Source organism: Kitasatospora sp. GP30, assembly GCF_029892145.1.
In the GTDB taxonomy this organism is placed as follows: domain Bacteria; phylum Actinomycetota; class Actinomycetes; order Streptomycetales; family Streptomycetaceae; genus Kitasatospora; species Kitasatospora acidiphila.
Map to the genome: position 1 here is coordinate 82,059 of NZ_JARZAH010000020.1, position 23,672 is coordinate 105,730.

Annotated in this window: 27 protein-coding genes and 1 pseudogene; 13 read left to right on the plus strand and 15 right to left on the minus strand. The window is 71.7% G+C overall.

The features are described from left to right. Window positions 1-201: 201 nt before the first annotated feature. A complete protein-coding gene (locus P3T35_RS24865) occupies window positions 202-1,185 on the plus strand; it encodes a LuxR family transcriptional regulator (protein ID WP_218976732.1) in 984 nt (327 codons plus the stop codon). A 139-nt stretch (window positions 1,186-1,324) separates the two neighbouring features. Here P3T35_RS24865 and P3T35_RS24870 read toward each other — a convergent pair whose 3' ends face one another. Beyond that, window positions 1,325-2,251: a LysR substrate-binding domain-containing protein gene (locus tag P3T35_RS24870; RefSeq protein ID WP_101383455.1), complete on the minus strand. Its 927-nt coding sequence runs from the start codon at window positions 2,249-2,251 to the stop codon at window positions 1,325-1,327. An 83-nt stretch (window positions 2,252-2,334) separates the two neighbouring features. Here P3T35_RS24870 and P3T35_RS24875 point away from each other — a divergent pair, with 83 nt between their 5' ends. Genes P3T35_RS24875 through P3T35_RS24885 form a run of 3 tightly spaced genes read left to right on the plus strand, consistent with a single transcriptional unit; the run spans window position 2,335 to window position 5,794 of the window. After that, window positions 2,335-3,075, plus strand: coding sequence for a succinate dehydrogenase cytochrome b subunit (locus P3T35_RS24875; protein WP_101385441.1), 741 nt, complete (start codon window positions 2,335-2,337; stop codon window positions 3,073-3,075). Window positions 3,076-3,122: 47 nt separating this feature from the next. Continuing rightward, on the plus strand, window positions 3,123-5,066 hold the full coding sequence (locus P3T35_RS24880; RefSeq protein ID WP_101385440.1) for a fumarate reductase/succinate dehydrogenase flavoprotein subunit: 1,944 nt from the start codon (window positions 3,123-3,125) through the stop codon (window positions 5,064-5,066). After that, entirely contained in the window at window positions 5,063-5,794 is a 732-nt protein-coding gene (locus P3T35_RS24885) for a succinate dehydrogenase/fumarate reductase iron-sulfur subunit (protein ID WP_101383454.1), read from the plus strand. Before P3T35_RS24880 ends, P3T35_RS24885 begins: the two co-directional genes overlap by 4 nt. Before the next feature lie 37 nt (window positions 5,795-5,831). Here the strand turns inward: P3T35_RS24885 and lepB are convergent, their stop codons facing one another. Continuing rightward, window positions 5,832-6,683, minus strand: coding sequence for a signal peptidase I (gene lepB / locus P3T35_RS24890; RefSeq protein WP_101383453.1), 852 nt, complete (start codon window positions 6,681-6,683; stop codon window positions 5,832-5,834). Window positions 6,684-7,017: 334 nt separating this feature from the next. Between lepB and P3T35_RS24895 the strand changes: the two genes are divergently transcribed. From P3T35_RS24895 to P3T35_RS24915, 5 genes are read left to right on the plus strand one after another with little or no spacing between them, the layout of a single operon-like run. Then, complete coding sequence (locus P3T35_RS24895) at window positions 7,018-7,899, plus strand: DUF4129 domain-containing protein (protein WP_280707767.1); 882 nt, start codon at window positions 7,018-7,020, stop codon at window positions 7,897-7,899. Next, window positions 7,899-8,450: a hypothetical protein gene (locus P3T35_RS24900; RefSeq protein WP_280707769.1), complete on the plus strand. Its 552-nt coding sequence runs from the start codon at window positions 7,899-7,901 to the stop codon at window positions 8,448-8,450. The genes P3T35_RS24895 and P3T35_RS24900 overlap by 1 nt, the downstream gene beginning before the upstream one ends. A 54-nt stretch (window positions 8,451-8,504) precedes the next feature. Further along, on the plus strand, window positions 8,505-9,521 hold the full coding sequence (locus P3T35_RS24905) for a MoxR family ATPase (protein WP_218976731.1): 1,017 nt from the start codon (window positions 8,505-8,507) through the stop codon (window positions 9,519-9,521). Continuing rightward, window positions 9,521-10,858, plus strand: a complete 1,338-nt coding sequence (locus P3T35_RS24910; RefSeq protein WP_101383451.1) for a DUF58 domain-containing protein — start codon at window positions 9,521-9,523, stop codon at window positions 10,856-10,858. Before P3T35_RS24905 ends, P3T35_RS24910 begins: the two co-directional genes overlap by 1 nt. Window positions 10,859-10,884: 26 nt before the next feature. Then, window positions 10,885-11,448 carry a hypothetical protein gene (locus tag P3T35_RS24915; RefSeq protein WP_101383450.1) on the plus strand — a complete coding sequence of 188 codons (564 nt, stop codon included), beginning with the start codon at window positions 10,885-10,887 and terminating at the stop codon, window positions 11,446-11,448. 168 nt (window positions 11,449-11,616) lie between these two features. On the opposite strand, the gene P3T35_RS24920 is transcribed toward P3T35_RS24915, so the two are convergent. From P3T35_RS24920 to P3T35_RS24935, 4 genes are all read right to left on the minus strand, one after another. After that, complete coding sequence (locus P3T35_RS24920) at window positions 11,617-12,546, minus strand: ABC transporter permease (protein WP_101383449.1); 930 nt, start codon at window positions 12,544-12,546, stop codon at window positions 11,617-11,619. After that, a complete protein-coding gene (locus P3T35_RS24925) occupies window positions 12,506-13,411 on the minus strand; it encodes an ATP-binding cassette domain-containing protein (protein ID WP_101383448.1) in 906 nt (301 codons plus the stop codon). Before P3T35_RS24925 ends, P3T35_RS24920 begins: the two co-directional genes overlap by 41 nt. Then, entirely contained in the window at window positions 13,408-13,896 is a 489-nt protein-coding gene (locus P3T35_RS24930) for a MarR family transcriptional regulator (RefSeq protein ID WP_280707775.1), read from the minus strand. The genes P3T35_RS24925 and P3T35_RS24930 overlap by 4 nt, the downstream gene beginning before the upstream one ends. A gap of 90 nt (window positions 13,897-13,986) precedes the next feature. Beyond that, a complete protein-coding gene (locus tag P3T35_RS24935; RefSeq protein ID WP_101383446.1) occupies window positions 13,987-14,382 on the minus strand; it encodes a cupin domain-containing protein in 396 nt (131 codons plus the stop codon). A 52-nt stretch (window positions 14,383-14,434) separates the two neighbouring features. Here P3T35_RS24935 and P3T35_RS24940 point away from each other — a divergent pair, with 52 nt between their 5' ends. Next, a complete protein-coding gene (locus P3T35_RS24940; protein WP_101383445.1) occupies window positions 14,435-15,427 on the plus strand; it encodes a helix-turn-helix domain-containing protein in 993 nt (330 codons plus the stop codon). 1 nt (window position 15,428) lies between these two features. Here P3T35_RS24940 and P3T35_RS24945 read toward each other — a convergent pair whose 3' ends face one another. The 6 genes and pseudogenes from P3T35_RS24945 to P3T35_RS24970 all read right to left on the minus strand — a co-directional run bounded on the left by P3T35_RS24945 (window position 15,429) and on the right by P3T35_RS24970 (window position 18,671). After that, window positions 15,429-15,854 (minus strand): EthD family reductase, encoded by a 426-nt coding sequence (locus P3T35_RS24945; protein ID WP_101383444.1) that lies wholly within the window; start codon window positions 15,852-15,854, stop codon window positions 15,429-15,431. 137 nt (window positions 15,855-15,991) lie between these two features. Beyond that, window positions 15,992-16,399 carry a thiamine pyrophosphate-dependent enzyme gene (locus P3T35_RS24950; protein WP_280707817.1) on the minus strand — a complete coding sequence of 136 codons (408 nt, stop codon included), beginning with the start codon at window positions 16,397-16,399 and terminating at the stop codon, window positions 15,992-15,994. A gap of 240 nt (window positions 16,400-16,639) precedes the next feature. After that, window positions 16,640-16,867 (minus strand): annotated as a pseudogene (locus P3T35_RS24955) (hypothetical protein); the annotation flags it as partial. Between the two features lie 144 nt (window positions 16,868-17,011). Further along, window positions 17,012-17,665: a DinB family protein gene (locus P3T35_RS24960; protein WP_101383443.1), complete on the minus strand. Its 654-nt coding sequence runs from the start codon at window positions 17,663-17,665 to the stop codon at window positions 17,012-17,014. An 80-nt stretch (window positions 17,666-17,745) separates the two neighbouring features. After that, a complete protein-coding gene (locus P3T35_RS24965) occupies window positions 17,746-18,291 on the minus strand; it encodes a GNAT family N-acetyltransferase (protein ID WP_101383442.1) in 546 nt (181 codons plus the stop codon). A gap of 68 nt (window positions 18,292-18,359) precedes the next feature. Then, window positions 18,360-18,671 carry a helix-turn-helix domain-containing protein gene (locus P3T35_RS24970; RefSeq protein ID WP_101383441.1) on the minus strand — a complete coding sequence of 104 codons (312 nt, stop codon included), beginning with the start codon at window positions 18,669-18,671 and terminating at the stop codon, window positions 18,360-18,362. A gap of 149 nt (window positions 18,672-18,820) precedes the next feature. Between P3T35_RS24970 and P3T35_RS24975 the strand changes: the two genes are divergently transcribed. Next, the gene (locus P3T35_RS24975; RefSeq protein WP_101383440.1) at window positions 18,821-19,810 is read left to right on the plus strand and encodes a zinc-binding dehydrogenase; all 990 of its coding nucleotides are present in this window, start codon (window positions 18,821-18,823) and stop codon (window positions 19,808-19,810) included. Window positions 19,811-19,951: 141 nt separating this feature from the next. On the opposite strand, the gene P3T35_RS24980 is transcribed toward P3T35_RS24975, so the two are convergent. Next, complete coding sequence (locus P3T35_RS24980; protein ID WP_101383439.1) at window positions 19,952-20,131, minus strand: hypothetical protein; 180 nt, start codon at window positions 20,129-20,131, stop codon at window positions 19,952-19,954. 49 nt (window positions 20,132-20,180) lie between these two features. Between P3T35_RS24980 and P3T35_RS24985 the strand changes: the two genes are divergently transcribed. Next, a complete protein-coding gene (locus P3T35_RS24985) occupies window positions 20,181-20,684 on the plus strand; it encodes a hypothetical protein (RefSeq protein WP_101383438.1) in 504 nt (167 codons plus the stop codon). Window positions 20,685-20,726: 42 nt separating this feature from the next. On the opposite strand, the gene P3T35_RS24990 is transcribed toward P3T35_RS24985, so the two are convergent. Then, a complete protein-coding gene (locus P3T35_RS24990; protein ID WP_180356714.1) occupies window positions 20,727-21,797 on the minus strand; it encodes a DUF4190 domain-containing protein in 1,071 nt (356 codons plus the stop codon). A gap of 426 nt (window positions 21,798-22,223) precedes the next feature. On the opposite strand from P3T35_RS24990, the gene P3T35_RS24995 reads away from it, so the two are divergent. Continuing rightward, on the plus strand, window positions 22,224-22,445 hold the full coding sequence (locus P3T35_RS24995) for a hypothetical protein (RefSeq protein ID WP_280707781.1): 222 nt from the start codon (window positions 22,224-22,226) through the stop codon (window positions 22,443-22,445). Here the strand turns inward: P3T35_RS24995 and P3T35_RS25000 are convergent. Then, a complete protein-coding gene (locus tag P3T35_RS25000; RefSeq protein ID WP_101383436.1) occupies window positions 22,424-23,653 on the minus strand; it encodes a styrene monooxygenase/indole monooxygenase family protein in 1,230 nt (409 codons plus the stop codon). The genes P3T35_RS24995 and P3T35_RS25000 overlap by 22 nt on opposite strands. Window positions 23,654-23,672: the final 19 nt, after the last annotated feature.

Sequence of the window (23,672 nt, forward strand, 5' to 3'; positions counted from 1 at the left end):
GGCTCAAGCCTGGCAACCCGGCGGGGCGCTGTCACCGGCCTGCCCCTGGCACCAACGTGTCTGGCACCATGGCGTCAGCGTGCCCCTCGTGTCTGGCACCATGGCGTCAGCGCGCCCCTCCCCCGCTAACGGTTACGACTCTTGCTCCGTACAGCCACAGCAACGACACTGTGCGTACTCAGCCAAACGATCGGGGGGTTCGTGGTGCTGGAAACGTTGGGTCTCGGCAGCCAGGCCGAGGCCGTGTACCGGGCCATGCTGGCCCAACCCGAGCACGGTGTGGCCGACTTGGCGCGCGACACCGGCCTGCCGCCGGGTGCGGTGCGGGCCGCGTTGAACGAACTCGCCGATCTGGCCCTGCTGAAGCCCTCGGTCGCCTCCGACGGCCGACTGCGGCCGGTCAGCCCGGATGTGGGCCTGGCCGCGCTGCTCGCCGCGGCGGAGGCCGAAGCCGCTGCCAAGCAGGCGCAGTTGGAGGCCACCAGGACGGCGATCGCCGCGATCGCCGCCGAACACGACCGCCGCCGGGACGACGGCAGCCAGGCCACCCGCCGGCTGCTGGGCCTGGAGGCGGTACGCGAACGGCTGGCCGAACTCCAGCAGCGCACCGAGTCGGAGTGCCTCTCGCTCAACCCCGGCGGCGCCCACCGGCCCGACGCCCGGGCCGCCGCCAAGCCGCTCAACCAGCAGGCGCTGGAGCGCGGCGTGACGATTCGCGCGATCTGCCGGGACAGCGTCCGCAACGACATCGACGCCTACAACTACGCCCGCTGGCTGACCGGGTTCGGCGGCCAGATGCGGACCGTTCCGACCGTGCCGATGCCGCTGGTCATCATCGACCGCAGGCTCGCGATCCTGCCGCTCGACCCGAACGACCCGCGCGAGGGAGCACTTGAGGTCGACAGCCTCGGGATGGTCACGGCGGTCTGCGCGCTGTTCGATCAACTCTGGTCGGTGGGTTCACCGTTCGGTGAGGCCGCGCCCACCGACCGGAACGGCTGCACCCCGATGGAGCAGGCCCTGCTGGAGATCATCGCCGCCGGCCACACCGACGACGTCGCCGCCCGCAAGCTCGGACTGTCGCTGCGCACGGTGCGCCGGATGATGGCCGGCCTGATGGTCCGCCTGGACGCGGCGAGTCGTTTCCAAGCCGGCCTGAATGCCTCGAAGCGGGGGTGGATTTGACCCGGCGTTGAACCCCGACGTTGAACCCCGGCCTTGACCCCGACGTTGAACCCTGGCCTTGTACCCGGGCGTTGAACCCGGGCGTTGAACCCCGACGTTGAACCCCGACGTTGATCCCCGGCGTCGAACCGGCGGGCCGTCAGCCGAGTGGCAGCAGCCTGGTCCCCGGCGGCAGCGCGCCAGCTTCGCCCGCCTGGCGCAGGTAGCCGAGCAGCACCCCGCGCAGGGCGGCCGCCGCGCGGGTGAGGGGCAGCTCGGCGCCGTGGGCGAGGGCGATGGTGCGGCCCATCGCGTGGTCGGCGAACGGGGTGACGGCCAGCCCGCTGCGGGCCGCGACCATGCCGGGGACCACGGCCGGGCCGAGGCCGGCTCGGACGAAGCCCAGCACCGCGTCCATCTCGCCGCCCTCGACGGCGAATTCGGGCTGGAAGCCGGCCGCCAGGCAGGCCGCCAGGGTGGCCTCACGCAGGTCGTAGCCCTCGCGGAACATCACCAGCGGCCGGCCGCGCAGGTCCTCGATCCGGATCCGGCGGCGGCGCAGCGGGCGGTCGGAGACCAGCACCAAGTCCTCGTGGAGCAGCTCCGTCAGCGCCATGCCCGGCGGCCGCTCGCCGCTCGGCCGGGTGATCACCAGCGCCAGGTCCAGTTCGCCGGCGGCCAGGGTGCCCACCAGGTCGCGGGAGCCGCCCTCGCCGACCAGCAGCTCCACGCCCGGGTGGCGGGCGCGGTAGGCGCGCAGCACGTCCGGCACCAGGCTGGTGCACAGGCTCGGCGGGGCCCCGAGGCGCACCCGGCCGCGCCGCAGCTGGACCACCTCCTGCACCGCGCTGCGGGCACTCTCGGCGTCCGCCAGGATGCGCCTGGCCAGCGGCAGCAGCGCCTGGCCGGCGTCGGTGAGCGCCGTGTCGCCGCGACCGCGATGGAACAGCTCCGCACCCAACTCCCGCTCCAGAGAGCGGATCTGCTGGGAGAGCGAGGGCTGCGCGACATGCAGCCGCTCGGCCGCGCGGGTGAAGTGGTGGGTGTCGGCGACGGCGGCGAAGTAGCGCAGTTGCTGGAGCTGCATGGAGCCATGATAGGTGCTGCCTATCGTGATGAGCAGAAAGATGTCTTGGACGGATGATGAAGGCACTGCCTACCGTCATGTTCATGGCTCTGACGAGTGAGCGCACCGAACGCTCCGGCACCAGCAAACGCAGCACGCCCGCGGTCGGCCGCGGCGCGATCGCGGTCCTGTGGGACTCGACCGTCGGCAAGAAGGCGGCCATGGCGGTGAGCGGCGCGGTGCTGCTCGGCTACCTGGTCTTCCACATGATCGGGAACCTGAAGATCTTCTTCGGCCCGGCCGACATGAACGGGTACGCGGCCTGGCTGCGCACCATCGGGCAGCCGTTCCTCGGGCACGAGTGGTTCCTCTGGATCGCCCGCATGGTGCTGCTGGCCGCCGTGCTGGTGCACGGGACGGCCGCCTACCAGCTGAGCCGCCGCGACCTGCGGGCCCGCCCGACCGGCTACCAGCACCGGCGAGCGCGGAGCAGCTACGCGACCCGGACCATGCGCTGGGGTGGGGTGATCCTGGCGCTCTTCATCGTCTGGCACATCCTGGACCTCACCACGCTGACCGTGAACCCGAAGGCCGAGCCGGGCCACCCGTACGAGAACGTGGTGGCGTCCTTCCACTCCTGGTACAGCGGCGTGATCTACTGCCTGGCGATGCTGGCGCTCGGCCTGCACGTCCGGCACGGCTTCTGGAGCGCCGCGCAGACCCTGGGCCTCAACAACCCGCGCCGCGACCGGGCGTTGAAGGCCGGCGCCAACCTGCTGGCGTTCGCGCTCACCGCCGGGTTCCTCTCCGTGCCGATCGCCGTGATGACGGGAGCCGTCAAGTGAGCAGCGACAGCCGCCAAGTGAGCAACGACACCCATGGGGGCCACGCGATGACCAGCTACCAGGACTACACCGTCGGCGCCCCGATCGCCGACACCAGGGCACCGGACGGGCCGATCGAAGAGCGCTGGGACCGGCGGCGGTTCGAGGCCAAGCTGGTCAACCCGGCCAACCGGCGCGGCCGCACGGTGATCGTGGTGGGCACCGGCCTGGCCGGCGGGGCGGCCGGTGCCACACTGGCCGAACAGGGCTACCACGTCGTCCAGTTCTGCTTCCAGGACTCACCGCGGCGGGCCCACTCGATCGCCGCCCAGGGCGGGATCAACGCGGCCAAGAACTACCGCAACGACGGCGACTCGATCCGCCGGCTGTTCTACGACACCGTCAAGGGCGGGGACTTCAGGGCCCGCGAGTCCAATGTGCACCGGCTGGCCCAGGTCTCGGTGGAGATCATCGACCAGTGCGTGGCCCAGGGCGTGCCGTTCGCCCGGGAGTACGGCGGTCTGCTGGACACCCGTTCGTTCGGCGGCGTGCAGGTGTCCCGCACCTTCTACGCCCGCGGCCAGACCGGGCAGCAGCTGCTGCTGGGCGCCTACCAGGCGCTGTCCCGACAGATCGCCGCGGGCAACGTGGAGTTGCACGCCAGGACGGAGATGCTGGACCTGGTGGTGGTGGACGGGCGGGCGCGCGGCATCGTGGCCCGCGACCTGGTCACCGGCCGGCTGGAGACCCATCTCGCGGACGCGGTGGTGCTGGCCACCGGTGGCTACGGCAATGTCTTCTACCTCTCCACCAACGCCAAGAACTCCAATGCCACGGCCATTTGGCGTGCTCACCGGCGCGGCGCCTACTTCGCCAACCCGTGCTTCACCCAGATCCACCCGACCTGCATCCCGCGCTCCGGCGACCACCAGTCCAAGCTGACCCTGATGAGCGAGTCGCTGCGCAACGACGGCCGGATCTGGGTGCCCAGGGCAGCGGGCGACACCCGCCCGCCGAACGAGGTCCCGGAGGCCGAGCGGGACTACTACCTGGAGCGGATGTATCCCGCGTTCGGCAATCTGGTGCCCCGCGACATCGCCTCCCGGGCCGCCAAGGCGGCGTGCGACGAGGGCCGCGGGGTCGGCCCGGGCGGGCAGGGGGTCTACCTGGACTTCGCGGACGCCATCGCCCGGCTCGGCCGGGACACCGTCGAGGCGCGGTACGGCAACCTCTTCGAGATGTACCAGCGGATCACCGCCGAGGACCCGTACCGGGTGCCGATGCGGATCTACCCGGCGATCCACTACACCATGGGCGGCCTCTGGGTCGACTACGACCTGCAGACCACCATCCCGGGCCTGTTCGCGATCGGTGAGGCCAACTTCTCGGACCACGGCGCCAATCGGCTGGGTGCGAGCGCCCTGATGCAGGGCCTGGCCGACGGCTACTTCGTGCTGCCGCCGACCCTCAACGACTACCTGGCCCGCACCAAGGCCGAGCCGCTGGCCCCGGACCACCCCGAGGTCGAGGCCGCCCGGGCGGAGGCCGCCGACCGGTTGGCCGCCCTGCTCGCGGTGGACGGCGACCGCACCCCCGACTCGTTCCACCGCGAGCTCGGCGAACTGCTGTGGGACGACTGCGGCATGGCCCGCTCGGCAACCGGCCTGCGCAAGGCGCTGGAGCGGATCCCCGAGCTGCGCGCCGAGTTCTGGCGGCGACTCAAGGTGCCCGGCACCGGCGAGGAGCTCAACCAGTCGCTGGAGAAGGCGAATCGGCTGGTCGACTACTTCGAGCTGGCCGAGCTGATGTGCCTGGACGCGCTGCACCGCGCCGAGTCCTGCGGCGGCCACTTCCGCATCGAGAGCCAGACCCCGGACGGCGAAGCAGCCCGCCGGGACGAGGAGTTCGGCTACTCCGCCGCCTGGGAGTTCAATCCGGACGGCCCGCCGGTGCTCCACCGTGAAGAGCTCGTCTTCGACTACGTCCACCCCACCCAGCGGAGCTACGCATGAACCTCACCCTGCGGATCTGGCGGCAGCCCGGACCGGACGCGCCAGGCGAGATGACGGTCTATCAGGTCAGCGGCATCACCGAGGACATGTCGTTCCTGGAGATGCTGGACATCCTCAACGAGGAGCTGATCCTGCGCGGTGACCAGCCGGTCGCGTTCGACCACGACTGCCGCGAGGGCATCTGCGGCGCCTGCAGCATGGTGATCAACGGGCAGCCGCACGGCCCGGAACGCACCACCACCTGCCAGTTGCACATGCGCCAGTTCAAGGACGGCGACACCATCGACGTCGAGCCCTGGCGGTCCGCGGCCTTCCCGGTGATCAAGGACCTGGTGGTGGACCGCTCCGCCTTCGACCGGATCATCGGCGCCGGCGGCTACATCACCGCCCCCACCGGCAGCGCCCCGGACGCGCATGCCACGCCGGTTCCCAAGGAGGCCGCCGACCGGGCCTTCGAGCACGCCGAGTGCATCGGCTGCGGCGCCTGCGTGGCGGCCTGCCCGAACGGCTCGGCCATGCTGTTCACCGCGGCCAAGGTGGTGCACCTCAACCTGCTGCCGCAGGGCGCGCCGGAGCGGCGCTCCCGGGTGCGGTCGATGGTGAACGCGATGGACAGCGAGGGCTTCGGCGGCTGCACCAACACCGGCGAGTGCGCCACGGCCTGCCCGAAGGGGATCGGGCTGGACGCGATCGGCGCACTCAACCGGGAGTTCCTGCGGGCCCGTTGACGCTCGTCAGCGTCCGATGCGGGCCCGCTGGCGCTGGTCAGCGTGCAATGCGGGCCCGCTGGCGCTGGTCAGCTCCGAGCGGGCGGGTGCGGCGGCGGTACCAGAGCAGCACGGGTATCGTCACCGCCGTGCTCGCGGCGGTCGAGGCGGCCAGCGAGTGCTGCTGGAAGGTGGCCGGGACGGGCAGGGTGGACCAGCGGGACAGCGGCCAGGCGACGGCGAAGGCCCGTCCGACCACGTCCGACTGCGGCACGAAGCCGTCGCCCGGCCCGAACTTGTGGTGGAACCGCGAGTCGGAGGAGTCGTTGCGGTGGTCCCCCATCATCCACAGCTTGCCCTTGGGCACCGTGATCGTGCCCACCGAGTAGTCGTCGCACGGCGTCGCGCCGGGGTAGATGTACGGCTCGGTCAGCGCGGTGCCGTTCACCCGGACCGGCTGGCCCGGATCGCACTGCACGGTGTCCCCGCCGACCGCGATCACCCGCTTGATCAGGTCCTGGTCCCCGGCCCCCGGCATCAACCCGATGAAGCTCAGCGCCTGCTGGAACACGTTGGGGTGGTCGACCTTCTCGCCCTCCCCCTTGAGCCAGCCGTCCGGGTCCTTGAAGACGACCACGTCGCCGCGCTCCGGTGTGGCGCCGAACCACGGGGTGAACTTGTCCACCAGGACCCGGTCTCCCGGCTGCAGGGTGTTCTGCATCGACTCGGAGGGGATCGAGAACGCCTGGACGAAGAACGTCTTGATGACCAGGGCCAGCAGCACGGCCACGACCACCAGGATCGGCAGCTCCTGCCAGAACGGCCGCGGCTTCCGCTTGGCGCGCGGCGCGTCGGCTCCTCTGGCCCTTCTCCATCGGCGTCGAGCGCCCTCCGCCTGAACAGCGGCCATGCCCAGCCCCCAGTCATCCCAGCTGACGGTCTGTCGATATGACAGCACCCAGGTAGCTGAACGAGCGACAGTTCCCGACCTCGGCCACCAGGTGGCCCATCGTAGTTCCGCCCGCCACCGCGTGTATGTTGCGGGTGCTGACAATCCAGCGTGAGCTGTGCGAAGCTGCGGCCCTGCCGGGCCGTGCTCGCACCTCGAAGCGGTCCCGCACGGGGGGATTTCCACACGCATGTCCGGACCGAACACGCCGACCGACCATGCCGGTGCGCGATCAGAGACCCCGCCGAGTCCACCGGGCGCGGCAAGCCCCGGACCGGCGGCGGATGACCGCCCGGTGCTGCGTGCGGCACTGGCGCTGACCGCGGTGGTCGGGCTGGCGTTCGCGGCGCTGATACTGCGGCCGGCCACCGGCCTGTTCAGTACGGGCGGTGCTCCGCTGGGCCGAGCGTCCGGCTGGGTGGCGCTGCTGGGCATCGGCTGGGCGATCGTGGTGGGGACGGTGAGCCGGGACTACCGTGCGGCGGTCCGCCACCTGACGGGCCTCACGCCCCGGGCCGAGCGGCTCACCAGGACAGCGGCGTGGTTGCTGCCGACCGCCGCGGTCGTACTGCCGGTCACCGCGCTGGCCATCGTGAACGCCCACCACCGGCCCCCGCCGACCCCGCCCGTGCGGCTCCCGCAGACCAAGCTCCCGCCGGTGCCCGCGCAGGGCGGGGCCGACCACACCGCCATCGGCAACGCGATCGCGATCGTGTTCGCCCTGCTGATACTGGTGCTCGCGGTACTGCTCGGCCGCCTGCTGCTCAACGCCCTGCGCAAGCGCCGTCGCGTGCCTCGCCGCACCCGGGTGCCGGGCCTGGTGCCGAGCCGGGCACTCGACGAGCAGGAGCAACTGGCCGCAGCGGTCGGCTCCGGGCGGCAGGCCCTGCTCGGTACCGATGCCCGGGCCGCGGTGATCGCCTGCTACGCGGCCATGGAGGACTCGCTCGCGGCCTCGGGGGTCGCCCGCCGGATCGCGGACAGCCCCTCCGAGCTGCTGGCCCGCGCGGTGGCCCTCGGCACCGTACCCACGGGGGCCGGCACCGCGCTGACCGCGCTGTTCCGGGAGGCCCGCTACTCCCGCCACCCGATGGGCGTGCCGGAGCTCGACCGCGCTCGCGCTGCCCTCGACACGATCGCCCGGCACCTCGGGCAACCCGCCGAGGGGGTCTCCTGATGCCCGACCGGAACCACACGGACCAGGTCGGTCGGAGCACCGCCGACCAGGACGCTCCGGACGCCACCGACCAGGTCGGATCGGTGCGGCACTCACTGACGCTGCTGCTGCCGGTGGCGGTCGGCGCCGAACTGGTGCTGGGCCTGGTCGGCGGCCTGCCCGGGCTCGGCCTGGGAGCGGCGGTGCTGGGCGCCGTCGCACTGCTGACGGGTCGTTATGTGGCCGGCGCGGCCTCACAGGACAGCGGCTACCGACGGAGCACCCGGCTGATGACCTCCCGGCTGCCTGGCATAGGCGACTGGTACTGGATCGTCCGCGGCGGGTTGGACCCGGACGGCTACCTCAGCTCGCTCCGCCCCCAGTTGCAGCGCCTCTACGCCGCCCGGCTCTCCGAGCGCCACGCCGTGTCACTGCACACCGAACCCGCCAAGGCCGCGGCCCTGGTCGGCGCGGACCTCTGGCCCTGGGTCGATCCGGCGCAGCCGCCGCCCTCCACCACCATCCCGGCCGACCGGCTCGACGCGCTGATCGACCGACTCGACGCGCTGTGAACCGGCGGCCCGCCCGTCGGCACCCGTACCACCCCTGGACCCTGTGAGGACCCTGTGACCACCGAAGACCTGACGCCCCAGCAGGCCGGCAAGCTCGCCCGCGAGGTGCTGGCCGAGATCGAGCGTGCCGTGGTCGGCAAGCCCGAGGCCCTGGAGCTGGTGATGCTCGGCGTGCTGGCCGGCGGGCACGTGCTGATCGAGGACCTGCCCGGCCTCGGCAAGACCCTGCTGGCCCGCTCCTTCGCGACCACGCTCGGCCTGGAGTTCCGGCGCATCCAGTTCACCCCCGACCTGCTGCCCTCGGACGTCTCCGGTGCGCCGTTCTACGACCAGCGCAGCGGCGAGATGGTCTTCCGGCCCGGCCCGCTCTTCACCAACCTGCTGCTGGCCGACGAGATCAACCGCACCCCGCCGAAGACCCAAGCCGCGCTGCTGGAGGCGATGGCCGAGGCACAGGTGTCGATCGACGGCACCACGCGCCGGCTGCCCGACCCGTTCACCGTGATCGCCACCGCCAACCCGATCGAGTACGACGGGACTTACGCACTGCCCGAGGCGCAGCTCGACCGGTTCCTGCTGCGGGTGCGGATGGGCTATCTGACGGCCGAGTCGGAGGCCCGGATGCTGCGGGCCCGGATCGACCGCGCCGCGCCCGAGGCGGTGCTGCAGCCGCTCGCCGACCCGGCCACGGTGCTGGCGATGCGGGCGGCGGTGGAGCGGGTCGAGGTGGCCGACGACCTGGTGCGCTATGTGATGGACCTGATCAGCGCGACCCGGTCGCATCCGCAGATCCAGGTGGGCGCCTCGCCGCGTGGTGGCCTCGCGCTGGTCCAACTCGGCCGGGCCCGCGCCATGCTGGCGAACCGCGACTACCTGACGCCGGAGGACGTCAAGTCGGTGGCGGTCCCCGCACTGGCCCACCGGGTCACGCTCAAGCCGGAGTTGTGGGTGCGACAGGTGTCGGCCGATGACGTGCTGAGCGGGCTGGTGGCGGAGGTGCCGACCCCGCAGACGCTGCCCGGTGTGCCGCTCGGGCAGGACGCCGCCGTGGCTGCCGTTCCGGCATCGTGATGAGCACCACCGCGCCGGAGCGGCAGGAGCGGCATGATCGGTATGAGCAAACGCAGTTGACGCTCAGCGAGGGGCCCGCGCCGTCGCCGAGCGGCTGGCGGACCGGCGAGCGCACGCTGCGCCTGCTGACCGTGGCCGTGACCGCCGCGGTCGCCGCCCTGCTGACCGGCCGGCCCTGGCTGCTCGCGCTGGCGGCCGGCCCGGTGGTGCTGGTGGTGCTGGCCGCGCCCGGACGGACCAGGCCCACCCAGGTGTCGGCCACCGCCGAGGTGGCGCCGCGCCGCTGCTTCGAGGGCGAGACGGTCACCGCGCGGATCACCGTCGCCCACGACGGGGAGGTCGGGCTGCTCGACCCGGGCCTCCTTGCGGGGCCGGGGCTGACGCTGCGGGAGCAGCGGATCGGCCATGCCGCCGTGGAGTTGGAGTTCACCGCCGCCCGCTGGGGCCGCTGGACCGTGGGCACCGTCGATCTGGACCTCTACGACGGCGGCGCGTTGGCCCGCCGCACGGTGCGGGTGGAGCTGGGCGAGGTGGACGTCTTCCCGGTGCCCACCGCCGCCGGGCTGACCCCGATCCCGGTCCGGCTGCCCGAGCGGCTCGGCGAGCACGCCTCGCGGCAGGCGGGCGAGGGGGTGGAGGTGATCGGGGTGCGCCCGCATGTCTGGGGTGAACGGCAGCGCCGGATCCACTGGCCGTCGACCACCCGGCGCGGCAGCATCCAGATCAACGAGTTCGGCGCGGAGCGCGCGGTGGACACGGTGGTGCTGCTGGACGCGCTGGGCGATCTGACCGACCCCGTCTCCGGTACCTCCACGCTGGACGAGACGCTGCGCGCGGCCGCCGGCCTGACCAGGGCGTACCTGCGCACCCACGACCGGGTCGGCGTGGTCTCGGTCGGCGGCAAGTTGCGCTGGCTGCAGGCGGGTTCCGGGGAGCAGCAGTTCTACCGGATCGTGGAGAGCGTGCTGGAGGTGCGCAAGGACCTCGGGTATCGCACGCCGGATCTGCACCGGCTGCCGCCGCGGGCGCTGCCGGCCGGTGCGCTGGTGTACGCGTTCACGCCGCTGGCCGACCAGCGGATCCTGGACGTGCTGGGCGACTTGGCCGACCGGGGGAACCCGCTGGTGGCGGTGGAGATCCCGTTCGGTGAGCCGGAGGTGGATCCGTCGGACCAGGCCGAGGTGTGGGCCGGGCACCTGTGGCGCGCCGATCGCGAGGCGATCCGGTTCGCGCTGCGCAATCGGGGTGTGCCGGTGGTGACCCATCAGCCCGGCGAGACGCTGGACTTGGCGGTCGCGCCGCTGCGGCGCGGGCGGATTCAGGGGAGGCAGCGGTGACTGGGCACTGGTTTGGCGGTAGGGCAATGACCGAGCGCTCGGTCAGCGGTAGGGCGGTGACCGAGCGCTTGCTCAGCCGCTGCCTGGGCATGGCGCTCCTGACAGCCGCCACCAACCCGATGGGCGGGGCAATGGTGGCGCTCCACCTGGTCGGGGTGGCGGCGGCAGTCGGCTTCGGATGGTGGGCCGCACCGCCGCTGACGACCCGCCCCACCGCCCCGTCCGCCCGGCTGCACCTGCAACTCGCCCGGCACCGCAACACCGTGCTGGCCACCGCGGCCGTCCTGCTGGCCGCCCTCACCCAGCCCTCCGCCTGGCTGGCGGCGGCGATCACCGCTCTGCTGCTCGGCTACCTGCTGCACATCGACGCCCACAGCCACGCCCACCTGCCGACCAGTCCCGGCGCCGCCCTGTCCGCCTGCGCCGCCTCCGCCCTGGTCCTGGCGGCAGCCCTCACTCCCGCCCAGACCTCCGACGCCGCCCGCCTGCTGGCCGCCCTCGGCCTCGCGGCGGCAGCCGGCGCGGTGGGTCTGGCACTCCACCAGCGACCGGGCGGCCGACGCGAACGGAGCGGCCACCCGGTCGACTAGGGCCGCTCTTATGGGCCATGCCGGGCGCGCGACGCCGGAGCACGCACGCCCCCAGCCTTCGGCCGGGAGCGACCCCCACGCTGCGTTGTCGTCGGTTGCCTATGGCCCCCAGCCGCGCACTGATCCGACCTGATCCATAAGAGAGGCCCTAGGGCTACGCCTTCGGGCTCATCGGGCCAGCCGTCCCAGCAGTGCCGAGGCTGTCGCGATGCCCACGGCGGTGGCCGCGGCCAATACGCCGAAGTCCAGCGGCAGATGGGCCGGGGCCCCGATCAACAGGCCCCGGAGAGCGTCGACTTGGTAGCTGAGCGGATTCACCTTACTGATCGCCTGTAGCCAGCCCGGCATCAGGTGCAGCGGGTAGAGGGCGTTGGAGCCGAAGAACAGCGGCATGGTGATGGCCTGGCCGATGCCCATCAGCCGGTCGCGGGTGAGCACGATGCCCGCGATGGTCATCGACAGGCAGGAGAAGAAGGCCGAGCCGAGCAATACCACCACCGCGACACCCAGCAGCCGCACCGGGTTCCAGGTCATCGCCACGCCGAGCAGCGCGGCGATCAGCACCACCACGACGGCCTGGATCACCGCCTTGACCCCGGCGGCGAACGCCTTGCCGGTGACCAGTGCGGCCCGCGGCGTCGGGGTGACCAGCAGCTTGGTGAGCACCCCGGAGTCCCGCTCCCAGATGATCATGATGCCGTAGAAGATCGCGATGAACATCGCGGACTGGGCGATGATCCCGGGCGCCAGGTAGTCGAGGTAGGGGATGCCGCCGGTCGGTATCGCCTTCAGGCGGGTGAAGGTCTCACCGAAGATCAGCAGCCAGAGGGCGGGTTGGATGGCCCGGGTGTAGAGCTCGGTGCGGTCGTGGCGCAGCTTCTGCAGCTCGACGGCGCACATCGCCAGCACCCGCGCCGGGACCAGCTGCCAGCCGGTCCTGGCGCGCGGCGGGACCAGCAGCAGGCCGAAGTCGCGCTCCGGCGCGGGGCCGGTGCCCGAGGCGGCGGCCGTGGTCGCGGTTTCGGTCATGGTCGCGGCCTCGGCTGCGCCTGCGGCCTCAGCCGACACGGGACGCGGTTCGGCGGGTACGGCGGACATCGCGGAAATCTCCTTCCGAGGCTTGACCGCGCGCCAGATCACGTCCGGCGAAGTGGCGGAAGACGTCGTCGAGGGTGGGGTCGGGGTGCTCCGGGGCCTGTTCGCGCACCCGGGCCTTCAGCTCCGCCGGGGTGCCGAGGGCGCGGATCTTGCCGCGGTCCATCAGGCCGAGCCGGTCGCAGTACTGGTCGGCCTCGTCCATGTAGTGCGTGGTGACCAGCACGGTCATGCCGGTCGCCCGCCGGACCGCGTCGATGCACTCCCAGACGCTGGTGCGGGCGATCGGGTCCAGGCCGATGGTGGGCTCGTCCAGCACCAGTAGGCGCGGCGCGCTGACCAGGGCCTGCGCCAGTTCCAGGCGGCGGACCATGCCGCCGGAGTAGGTGCCGCACATCCGGTCGGCGGCCTCGGTCAGGTCGACCGCGGCCAGCGCCTGGGCCACGCGTGCGGCCCGTTCGGCGTGCGGCACGTCGAAGACCCGGGCGAACAGGGCGACGTTCTCCCGACCCGTCAACCCCGACTCGGCGGAGAGCTGCTGGGGCACGTACCCGAGCAGTCGGCGGACCTCCATCTGGCGGCGCGCGGTGTCGTGTCCGAAGACCCGGACCATGCCGCTGGGCACCGGGAGCAGCGTGGTGATCGCACGGATGGTGGTGGTCTTGCCGGCGCCGTTGGGCCCGAGCAGGCCGAAGACCTCACCGGTGTGGACGGTGAGGTCCACACCGTCCACCGCCCTGGGGCCCTTGCCCCTGCCCCGGTGGAACGAGTACTCCAGGCCGCGGCAGACCACCGCGTCGGGGCCGGAGGCGGGCGAAGGCGCGGCGTCCGAGGTGGCCGCAGCGGTCGCGTTCTCGGTGCCGGTCATCGCTCCTCCTCCCCCAGTTGGGCCCGCAGGCCGTTGGCGACGCCGCGCAGCGCGGGCAGCGCGGCGGCGAGCGCCGCCTGATCGGCAGCGGGCAGGTCGGCCACCACGGCCTCGAACAGCGCCGCGCGCCTGGCTCGCCAGGCACCGATCCGCTCGACCGCCTCGTCGGTGGCGAACAGCCGGGCGGCCCGGCGGTCGGCCGGGTCGACCTGGCGGTGGAGCAGGCCTTGCGTCACCAGCTGGTTGACCAGGGTGGAGACCGAGTTCCCGGCGAGGCAGAGCTCCTTGGCGGCGTCCGAGACCCGCAGCCCCGGGCTGTCCATCACCAGCCGGAGCAGCTCGACATGGGCACCGCGCAACCGCGGCTCGGCCTGCCCCTGGCGCAGCTTGCGCCGCACCAGGCGCTGTATGCCGACGAGCAGCGCGCTGAAGTCGTCGGCCAGGTCCATGTCAGACCTGGCGGACGTGGCGCGAGGAATAGTCATATCTACAGTTTATCTCTCAGTGAGAGGTAACTGTCCAGAGCACTCCTCGCACGAGGACGCCAGGGCACGGGCGGGGACCGCCGGACCGGCTCAGCTGCGGAGCGGATGCCCGGTGGTCGCGTCCACGTGCGCGGGGACCTCCTCGTGGCGGTCACCGACCGTCGGGGTGCCCGTGGGCTCGAACATCAGGATGGCGGCACCGGCGGCGGAGGCGGGCTTGTGCTCCGTGCCCCGGGGGACGGTGAAGACCGAGCCCCGGGGCAGGTGCACCGTGCGTTCGCCCGCCGGCCCGCGCAGCGAGATGGCCAGCTCGCCGTCCAGCACCAGGAAGAACTCGTCGGTGTCGTCGTGGACGTGCCAGATGTGCTCGCCCCGGACCTTGGCGATGCGCACGTCGTAGTCGTTGACGCTGGTGACGATGCGCGGGCTCCACAGGGCGTCGAAGGAGGCCAGGGCGGTGTCGAGGGAGAGGGGTTCGTCAGTCATGAGTGGATCATCGCGGCTTGGCCCTGGCCCGAACGAGTGCTAGGAATCGCACATGTCGCAAGAATCCTCGCAGCGGCGCCCGACCGCCGGCCCGCACCGGGTTGTGGTGATCGTGGACCAGAACTCGAACCCGTTCGAACTCGGTTGCGCGACCGAGGTCTTCGGCCTGCGCAGGCCCGAACTCGGCCGCGAGCTGTACGACTTCCGTCTCTGCTCGCCGGAGCCGACCACCCTGATGCGGGACGGCTTCTTCACCCTCGGCGGTGTCGCCGACCTGGCGGCGGCCGACACCGCGGACACTCTGATCGTCCCGAACCGGCCCGACACGGAGGTGCCCCGCCGCCCGGCCGTGCTGGACGCCGTCCGCCGCGCACACGCCCGCGGCGCGCGCCTGGTGGGCTTCTGCAGCGGCGCGTTCACCCTCGCCGAGGCCGGGGTGCTCGACGGGCGCCGGGCGACCGCGCACTGGCAGTGGGCCGACGCCTTCCGGGCCCGCTTCCCCGCCGTCCAGTTGGCGGAGGACGTGCTCTTCGTCGACGACGGCGACATCCTCACGGCGGCCGGCAGCGCGGCCGCACTCGACCTCGGGCTGCACCTGGTGCGCCGCGACCACGGTGCCGAGATCGCCAACGCCGTCAGCCGGCGGCTGGTCTTCGCCGCCCACCGGGACGGCGGGCAGCGGCAGTTCATCCAGCGCCCGGTGCCGGACACCCCGGACGAGTCCCTCGCCCCGGTGCTCGCCTGGACCGAGGAGCACCTGCACCTGCCGCTGACCGTCGCCGACCTGGCGGCCCGCGCCCGGGTCAGCCCCGCGACCCTGCACCGGCGCTTCCGGGCCCAGCTGGGCACCACCCCGCTGGCCTGGCTCAACCGCGAACGCCTCTCGCTGGCCTGCCGGTTGATCGAGCGCGGCGAGGCCCGAATGGAGGTCGTCGCGCGCCGCAGCGGACTCGGCACGGCCGCCAACCTGCGCATCCTGATGCGCCGGGAGACCGGCCTGGCCCCCTCGGCCTACCGGCGGCGTTTCGGCCCGGGGCCCAGGTAGGTCACCCGGGCCCCCGACCCACGGCGGCCGGGGCCCGGGGTCTGTGACCTCGGGCCCCCTGACTTCGTCGTTGCCTTACGCAGCGCTCTGCCGCGCGAGGCAACGACAGCGTCTGCGCTCGGACCTCTTCGACATCTGTGAAGAGGAGCCGCACACCGCCGGTCGCCAACTCGCGGAGCTTGGAGACGAACGCCCCGGCCTCTTCGGTCGTCACGGCCCTGCCGGCCGCGTCGTAGTCGGTGAAGTACAGGTCGAGCACGCGATAGGCCGGGGTCGGGCTGCCGTCCTCCTTGAGCCAGACCTTCGCGCTCTCGACCCGCTGGACTCCGGGGATCTTCTTCGCCAGCGCGACCTGGTCGTCGTGACCGGCCTCGAAGACCTCGGGGTCCTGCGGGCTCTCGAAGATAGCGGTGATCTTCGTGGGCATTGTTCTCGTCCTTCTCCGGTGTTGCCTTGGTTGTTCGTCCTGCTACCGGGTCTTCCAATTCGCGTTGTCAGGGACCGACTTGTCGGGCACCCGGACCTGGATGATGGACGGGCTGCTCGCGTTCTTCAGAGCAGCCGTCACGGCACCGTCCAGTTCCCCGTACGTGCTGACTTCCCATCCCTGGCAACCGAATACCTCCGACAACTTGCTGTAGTTCCACCGGTGCAGGACGCATGGCCGGTAGAACGACTTGTCGGTGTGGAAGACCGATGAATCGGCGAGCCACTGCTCCACGCCGTAGACGCCCCGTTGCCGATGACGAAGATGATCGGGTTGAGTCCGAAGCGGGTCTGCGTCGAAAGGCATTGGGCGGTCATCTGGAAACCGCCGTCACCCGAGAAGACCATGACCCGCTGATCGTCCCTCTTCGCCAGGCAGACACCGGTCGCGGCCGCCGCGATGTAACCGATCGACGAGTAGGACGACTGAACGATGAACCCGCCCGGAGCGGGCACATCGAGCAGCAGACTGCCGAAGTAGTTCATGCTCGCGTCACTGCCGACGATGGTGGCCCGGTCGATGTACTGCTGCACGAAGTTGTAGAACCCCTGGTATGTGATCACCTCGGTCGAGCCCACGGCCGATACGCTCCGGGCCGACTCCTTGGGCCGTTTCCGCGCGTTGGGCGCGGCCTGCTTCGCCGCGAGGATCCCGTCGATCAGGTGCTCCAGCGCGACCTGCCCGCCGAAGTAGGTGCCGAGCTTGACCGCGTCCAGCGATGCGAATGCGGTCTTGTCGAAGTCCGGGTTCCAGCCCAGCGAGTTGATGTCCGTCAGCCACACGCCGAGGGCCAGCACGAAATCAGCCGCATCGGCCAACCCTGTGAAGGCGGTTGAGGACGCCTGGCCGTCGAGCACTCCGACGAACAGCGCATCATCCTCGGAGAGGACGGCTTTGCTCAGGAGTTCCGTGACGAAGGGGACCTCCAGTTGCCGGATCAGCCGCAGGGCCTTCTCCTGGAGGCCGAGCCGGTCCCGGGCGGTGGCGGGTCATTAATAATGGGCATTATTAATGACCCGCCACTACGGGCGTGGCGCTACGGGCGTGGCACTACCGGCACTACCGGCGCTACTAATGGGCAGCATTAATGACCCCCATCACCCCAGAGGCGCGCTGTGCCAGCGCTCGAACTCCCGGCGCCCCTGCCCTGGCCGGCCCGGGAGTTCGGCGCGGCCGGTGGCCCAGCGGAGGGTGGCCCATGGGTCGTCGCCCACCTCGACCTCCGGGAAGAGGCGGGCGAGCGCGCGTGCGCAGGGGTCCGCCGGCGGCGCCCACTCGACGCCGAGGCCACGCGCCACGTCGTCCGCATGCACCAGGGTCTCCACCACGCCCATCGCCGCGAACCCCTCCGGGTCGGAGACACCGTAGGCATGGAAGGCCCGCGTTGTCGGCGCAGCGGTGCGCACCATCGCCGTCAGCACCGCACCGGCGGCCTCCACCGCCTCCAGCAGCGCCGCCGGCCCCGCCTCCCGGTCCACCGAGATAGCCAGCGTCGGGCTGCCAGGCCGTTCCCGTCGCCAGCTCAGCTGTACGAAGTCGTCCAACGGCGGGCGCGCCGGGCCCAGTTGCAGCGCATAGGCGAACAGCCCGTCGGCCAGGTGCTCGATCGTCTCCCAGCAGTCCCAGCTCAACTCCGCCGCCGGTACCGACCAGTCGGCCGCCGAGACCGGAGCCAGTGCCCCGACCGCCGTCCGCACCGCGGCTTCAAGGTCCGCGGCCGCTCGGCTCAACACATCGTGATCATCAGTCATGGCGGGGACGGTACAAGCCAGCGCATTCCGGCCGCGAACCGATTCCCCGCCAGGCTCCGGGCGAGTCAAGTCCGAGCCAGTCAGGCTCCGCTGTGCGCGGTGCCCCCGCCCTCCCCCAGTGCGTAGCAGTGCACCGCCACCACCCGGCCGTCCGGCCACTGCTGATCAACCGTCAGCATCCTTGTCCAGCCTTGGCGTTCATAGAGTTCCACGGCCGCACCGTTCATCGTCACCACATCGAGGACCGGCCAGAGCCCCGCCGAGCGGGCGTAGTCGGCGGCCACGGCGAGGAGTTCGGCGCCCAGGCCGTGGCCGCGGGCCGCCGGGGCGACGTAGAGGCGGCTGAGTGCCACGGTCCGGTCCGGCGCCCGACCGGTCCGCTCGGCCCAGACATGCGCCGCCGAGGAGTCGACCCCCGGCGCCAGCGCGGCATGGCCGACCACCGCGCCGTCCGGTGCGATCGCCACCCAGCAGGCCAGTTGGTCGGCCTCGGCCAGCCAGTCGGCCGGCCGGTCGGGCCACACCATCGGGTACCCGTCGGCCGTGTGCACCTCGGCCAGCGCCCGCACACAGCCGTCCAGGTCGGCCGGCTCGCGGCGCCGTACCCGGTGTTCGCGCTCCCTCATGCTCCCGCTCTCCCCCGTCTCCAACTCGCCGCCAGCCATTAACTTTGTCGTCAGCCAGTGACTTGCTGTCAGCCCTTCACGGCAAGGTCCAGCAGCCCCGGGAAACGGGCCTCGAACTCGGCCCGCCGCAGCCGGTTGACCCGCTTGGCGCCGTCGTCCCGCTGCTCGATCAGTCCGGCCGACCGCAGCACCGCGAAGTGATGGCTGAGCGCGGCCTTCCCGACCGGCACGTCGAAGCTACCGCATGCCCGTTCCCACTCCGGCGACCCGGCCAGCTCACGCACGATCCCCAGCCGCACCGGATCCGCGAGCGCCGCGAACACGGCCTGCACCGGTACGTCATCGGGGTGGGTGTGTTCAGGTTCCGCGCGGTGACCCATGACTCTCCTCCCTGGGGGTTTTCCCTCGTGCCTGTTCCCTCTTGCCGAGTGTTCGATCAACTCCATACACTCAAGGTGTTCGATTCCCATTGAACACCAGGGGCGGCCCGTCCTCAATGGCGGCTGCTCATAACGGAGGGAAGAGCCTGATGCGCGCGATCGTGGTGGAGGAGTTCGGCGGCCCCGAGGTTCTGCAGCTCACCGAGCTGCCGGTGCCCGAGCCGGGTCCCGGACAGGTGAGCATCGACGTCGCCTACGCAGGCGTCAACTTCGCCGAGCTGAAGGCCCGTAGCAGCGGCTACCGGGTTCCGGCGCTGCCGTTCCAGCCGGGCCTGGAGGTCTCCGGTCGGATCCGCGCCGTCGGCGAGGGTGTGCCTGAGGCCTACGGTCTGCGTCCCGGCCTGCCGGTTGCCGCGCTCACCCGCTTCGGCGGCTACGCCGACGTCGCGGTGGCTGACGCCGACACCGTCTTCGCCGTGCCCGAGGGCGTCTCCCTGCGCACCGCCGCCGCGCTGCCGACCGTGCTGCCGACAGCACACGCACTGCTGCACGAGATCGGGCGGCTGCGGACCGGCGAGTCGGTCCTGGTGCAGGGTGCGGCGGGCGGAGTCGGCGGTGTCGTCGGCCAGTTGGCGAAGCTGGCCGGGGCCGGCCAGGTGCTGGGCGTGGTCTCCAGCCAGGCGAAGGCGGAATACGCACTGAAGACCGGTTACGACCACGTCTTCGTCGGCGCCGAGTTCACCGCCGAGGCCGTGCGCGAACGCACCGGCGGGCGGGGCGTCGACCTCGCGCTGGACGCGGTCGGCGGCGACACTTTCCGCGAGAGCCTGGCTGCCCTGACCGCCTTCGGTCGCCTGGTCTCCTTCGGCAACGCCGGCGGAGACGCCCCGTGGCAGGTGGGCCAGAACGACCTCACCCCGGGCCGCACCGTCGCCGGGATGTCCATCCTGGAGCTCTCCCACCGCGCTCCCGCCGAGCTGCGCACCCTCACCGACCGCGCCTTCGCCCTGGTCGCCGGCGGCTCCGTCGACCCGCTGATCAGCGCCGAACTCCCGCTCGCGGACGCCGTCGAGGCGCACCGCCTGATCGAATCGCGCACCACCACAGGCAAGTTGCTGCTGCGGGTGGCGGGCGAGTAGCGAGGACGCCGACGGTGCCGTCGGACCGCCGCGTCTCAGGCGCGGCACGCTTCGGCGGCACCTCGGCCTCAGCCGCCGAACGCATTGGACGCGACGAATGTGCCTGCGCCATGCTCTTCCGGTGAACATACCGAGATCCCTTCACTCAACCGCCGCCGCGACGGTTCTGATCACGGTCCTGACGAGCTGCTCCCCATCGGGCACGGAGGCGCAGGCAACCGCCTGGAAGTCTCTGCCGGCCTCCGCACCCGCCTCCCCCGCGACCGCCTCGCCGGGCTCGGGCACTTCGTCCACCCCGCCGTCGCCGTCCGATTCGGCCACGGCGTCAGTGACGCCGTCGATGCCGACCTCCGGGCCGGGAGCGCAGTTGATGGCCCAGGTGATGCCGCTGCCGGGCGGTGCGCACGAATGGACCGACCAGACCGGCGTGCTGGATCTCGATGGCTTCGTGCACGGCTTCTTCACCTCCGACGCCTGGAGTGAGGAGACGTCCCTCTCCAAGGAGCGGGGGTTCGTCACGGCCGCGCGCCGCGGCTGGCGGGCCACGGACGGCAGCCAGTCCTTCGTCTTCCTCGTCCAGTTCGCCAACGCGGCGGGCGCCCAGAGCCTTTACGACAGCATCTCCGAGGGCTGGAAGCAGAACCCGGACCAGGGAACCGTCTTCACCGACCCGGCCGACCAGGCGACCGGCCTGAGCGTCACCAAGCTCGACAAGTACGGAAACGCCTACGCCAAGGTCATGGCGGTGCAGGGCAATACCCTCATCCGCACCCTCTACTTCACAGCTGCCAACCCCGACAAGGCCGGAGCGCAGGACCTGCTCCACCGCCAACTCGCCGCCATGAGCAACCCCGCCGCACAGGTCGGGGCCTGAGCTCATCCGCCGCGGTGGGGTGTCCTCCGGCCGCTGCTCCCCTCACGCCTCCGCTGACGGCTTCGCCGCGGTCGGATCCTGCACGGTCAACCCCAGCGCGGCCCGCACCCGCGACTCCGCCTGAGTCGGATCGTGCCCCGCAAGCCCGGCGTACAGCTGGTCGACCGGCGTCGTGGTGTCCGCCGCGGCCGTCTGCCAGAAGGGCTGGTCGGCCGCCAACTCCCATTCGAGCATCGCGATCGAACCCTGCGCCGCCGGCGGCCAGGTCTTCAGGAGCAGACCGTTGCGGATCACCAGCAGGTCTTTGGCGGTCTGTTGCAGCCGAGCCCGGTCGGCGGGCTTGCGGGCGTCCCAGTCGAGTTCGCGGATCGATGAGAGGAATGAGAGCTGGCCGGCGGTGAGGGTGCGGGCGTCACAGCGCACGGAGCGGGGAACGGCGTCGGGGGCGATGTCGCGCAGGTAGCAGACGGCGTGGTGGCGGCCGAGGTCCCACTCGGTGCGGGTGGTGGGGGCCTGATGGTACTCGAGCAGCGTCGAGGACTGCGCCCAGAAGTCGTAGACGTAGGCGTTCTTGGAGATTCCGCAGAGCCGGTCGGCCTCCGCCTGGGCGGGGCCGGACCCGGGGAAGTCGGTCTCGGTCAGTACCACCACGCCGGACACCTCACCGTCGTGCGGCGCGGTGCACGGCGTCAGTTTGACCCGCTTGTCGAGAATGGACGGCTGGTTGCGGAAGCAGTCTCCGACCTTCAACTGGACCAGTTCAGGGGAAGAGTGGCCGTTCAGCAGACCGACGATGCCCAGCGCGGTGAGCAGCATCCCCACCACACCGAGCACCAGGCCGGCCACCGCCAGCCCCTGGCCGGCCTGGGGATATCCGGCCCGGGCACGCCTGCGCAGTTGCACCAGGCCGCTGATGCCGAAGGCGATCGCGGCCGGCCACAGGCAGCAGAGGATGCCGGTGATCAGGGAGGTGACCGCCAGGCCGTTGGTGCGGGGGCGAGCGGGCTGCGGACTGAACGGCCCGGGGTACGCGCGCCCGGGGAACTCCGCACCGAGGGCACCCGGCGGCGCCTGCGGCGGTACCGGGATTCGACCGGTGACCAGCGGCGGCACCGCATCACCGGGCGGCGCCCACGGGTCCCTGGGCTCCGGACTCTCCGAACCGTCCGGCCCCTGCGAAACGTCCGGCGCCTTCGAACTATCCGAACCCTTCGAAGCGTCCGCGCCGTCCGCAGTCATCGTTCCCCCACCGTGCCCTCGCCCAGGATCCATCGAATCGACCCGGGACTCTAACGCACCACGCCCGCAACCGAGCGCCCAGGGCCGTTTCTACTCCAGTAGCTTTCCGCCCCTGCACTAGCGTGCTGACATCGCCCAGAACCCGCAGGGAGAGTCGCACAGCCAGGAGCGCGTGCCGGCCCCGGAGGTGATCGCCGAGCGGCTCGCCATCAGGCCCGGGGACCTCTGCGTCACCACGCGCTGCAGCAGGCCCTCACACCTGACCGGCTGCTGGGCCGGACGAGCGCGACAGCCCGGTTCGTGTCCTGGGGCGGCCTGCCGCTGGGCGGCGTCCTGGGTGGCGCGTCGGGTAGCGCGTTCGGGGCGCCAACCACCCTGTGGATCGGCACAGTCGGCATGACGCTGAGCTTCCTGCCCGCCTTCCTGTCACCGCTGCGCACCATGACCGCGCCCACCCCGCATGACGAGGGTGGGCGCGATGACGGACCAGCCGACGACCGTCAGCTCAGCGAGGCGAGGTAGGCGCCCGCCTTCTCCGGGTCGAAGAACCAGTTCTCGAAGTCGGCCGCGTTGTCGAAGCCGTTGGCGAACCGGTCGGCGACCGGCTGGAGTTGACCGGCGGCACCGATCAGGTTGAGCACGTGCTCCGGCGGCGGGGCGAGCATCGCGTTGGTCCACTTGGTGACCGGACCGGCGCTCACCCAGTAGCGGTCGAAGGCGCCCTGCATGAAGTCACGGTCGAACGGGCGGTCGCCGTGGGCGAGGATCGCGTCCAGGTAGACGGCGGCGCACTTGGCGGCGTTGTTGGAGCCCTGGCCGGTGATCGGGTCGTTGGCCACCACCACGTCGGCGACACCCAACGCCAGGCCGCCGCTCGGCAGTTCGGCGATCGGGTTGCGCACCACCGGGGCGTAGCGGCCGGCCAGGGTGGCACCGGCGTCGGTCAGTTCGACGCCGCCGAGGGTGCGCTCGTACTCCCAGGGCGTGAAGGTCTTCATCAGCTCCAGGGTCAGCCGCAGGTGCTCGCCCGGGTCCTTGACGTCACCGAAGACGTCCAGCGGGCCACCGGGGATGCCCTCCCAGAAGATGATGTCGCAGGGGCCGGACACGGTGAGCGCCGGAATCATGAACAGCTCGCCGACACCCGGGACCAGGTTGCAGCGCACCGCCTTGAAGTCGTGCTCCGGGCGCGGGCCGAGGCCGTGCACATAGGCGACGGCGAGGGCGCGCTGCGGAGTGGAGTACGGCGAACGGGAGTCGTCGCGACCGAACATGGAGACCAGCTCGCCCTTGCCGGCGGCGACCACCACCAGGTCGTACCGGCGGCTGAAGTAGTCCAGGTCGGAGACGGTGACGCCGTGCACCACGACCTTGCCGCCGCGCTGCTCGAAGGCCTCCAGCCAGCCGGCCATCTTGATCCGCTGGTCCACCGACTGGGCGTAGCCGTCCAGCTTGCCGACCCAGTCGATGACGCGCTGGGACTCGGGGCCGGCCACCGAGACGCCGAGGCCCTCGACTCTCGGCGCGGCCTCCTCCCAGAAGTTGAGGCCGAGTTCGCGCTCGTGGCCGAGCGCGGTGTTGAACATGCACTGGGTGGAGAGCACTCGGCCGTCGCGCACCTCACCGGCGGTGCGGTTGGTCATCACCGTGACGTCGTAGCCGTTGGCCTGGAGGCCCAGAGCGAGCTGGAGTCCGGCCTGACCGGCGCCGACGATAAGTATCTTGCGCAAAGCTGCCTGCCTTCTTGCG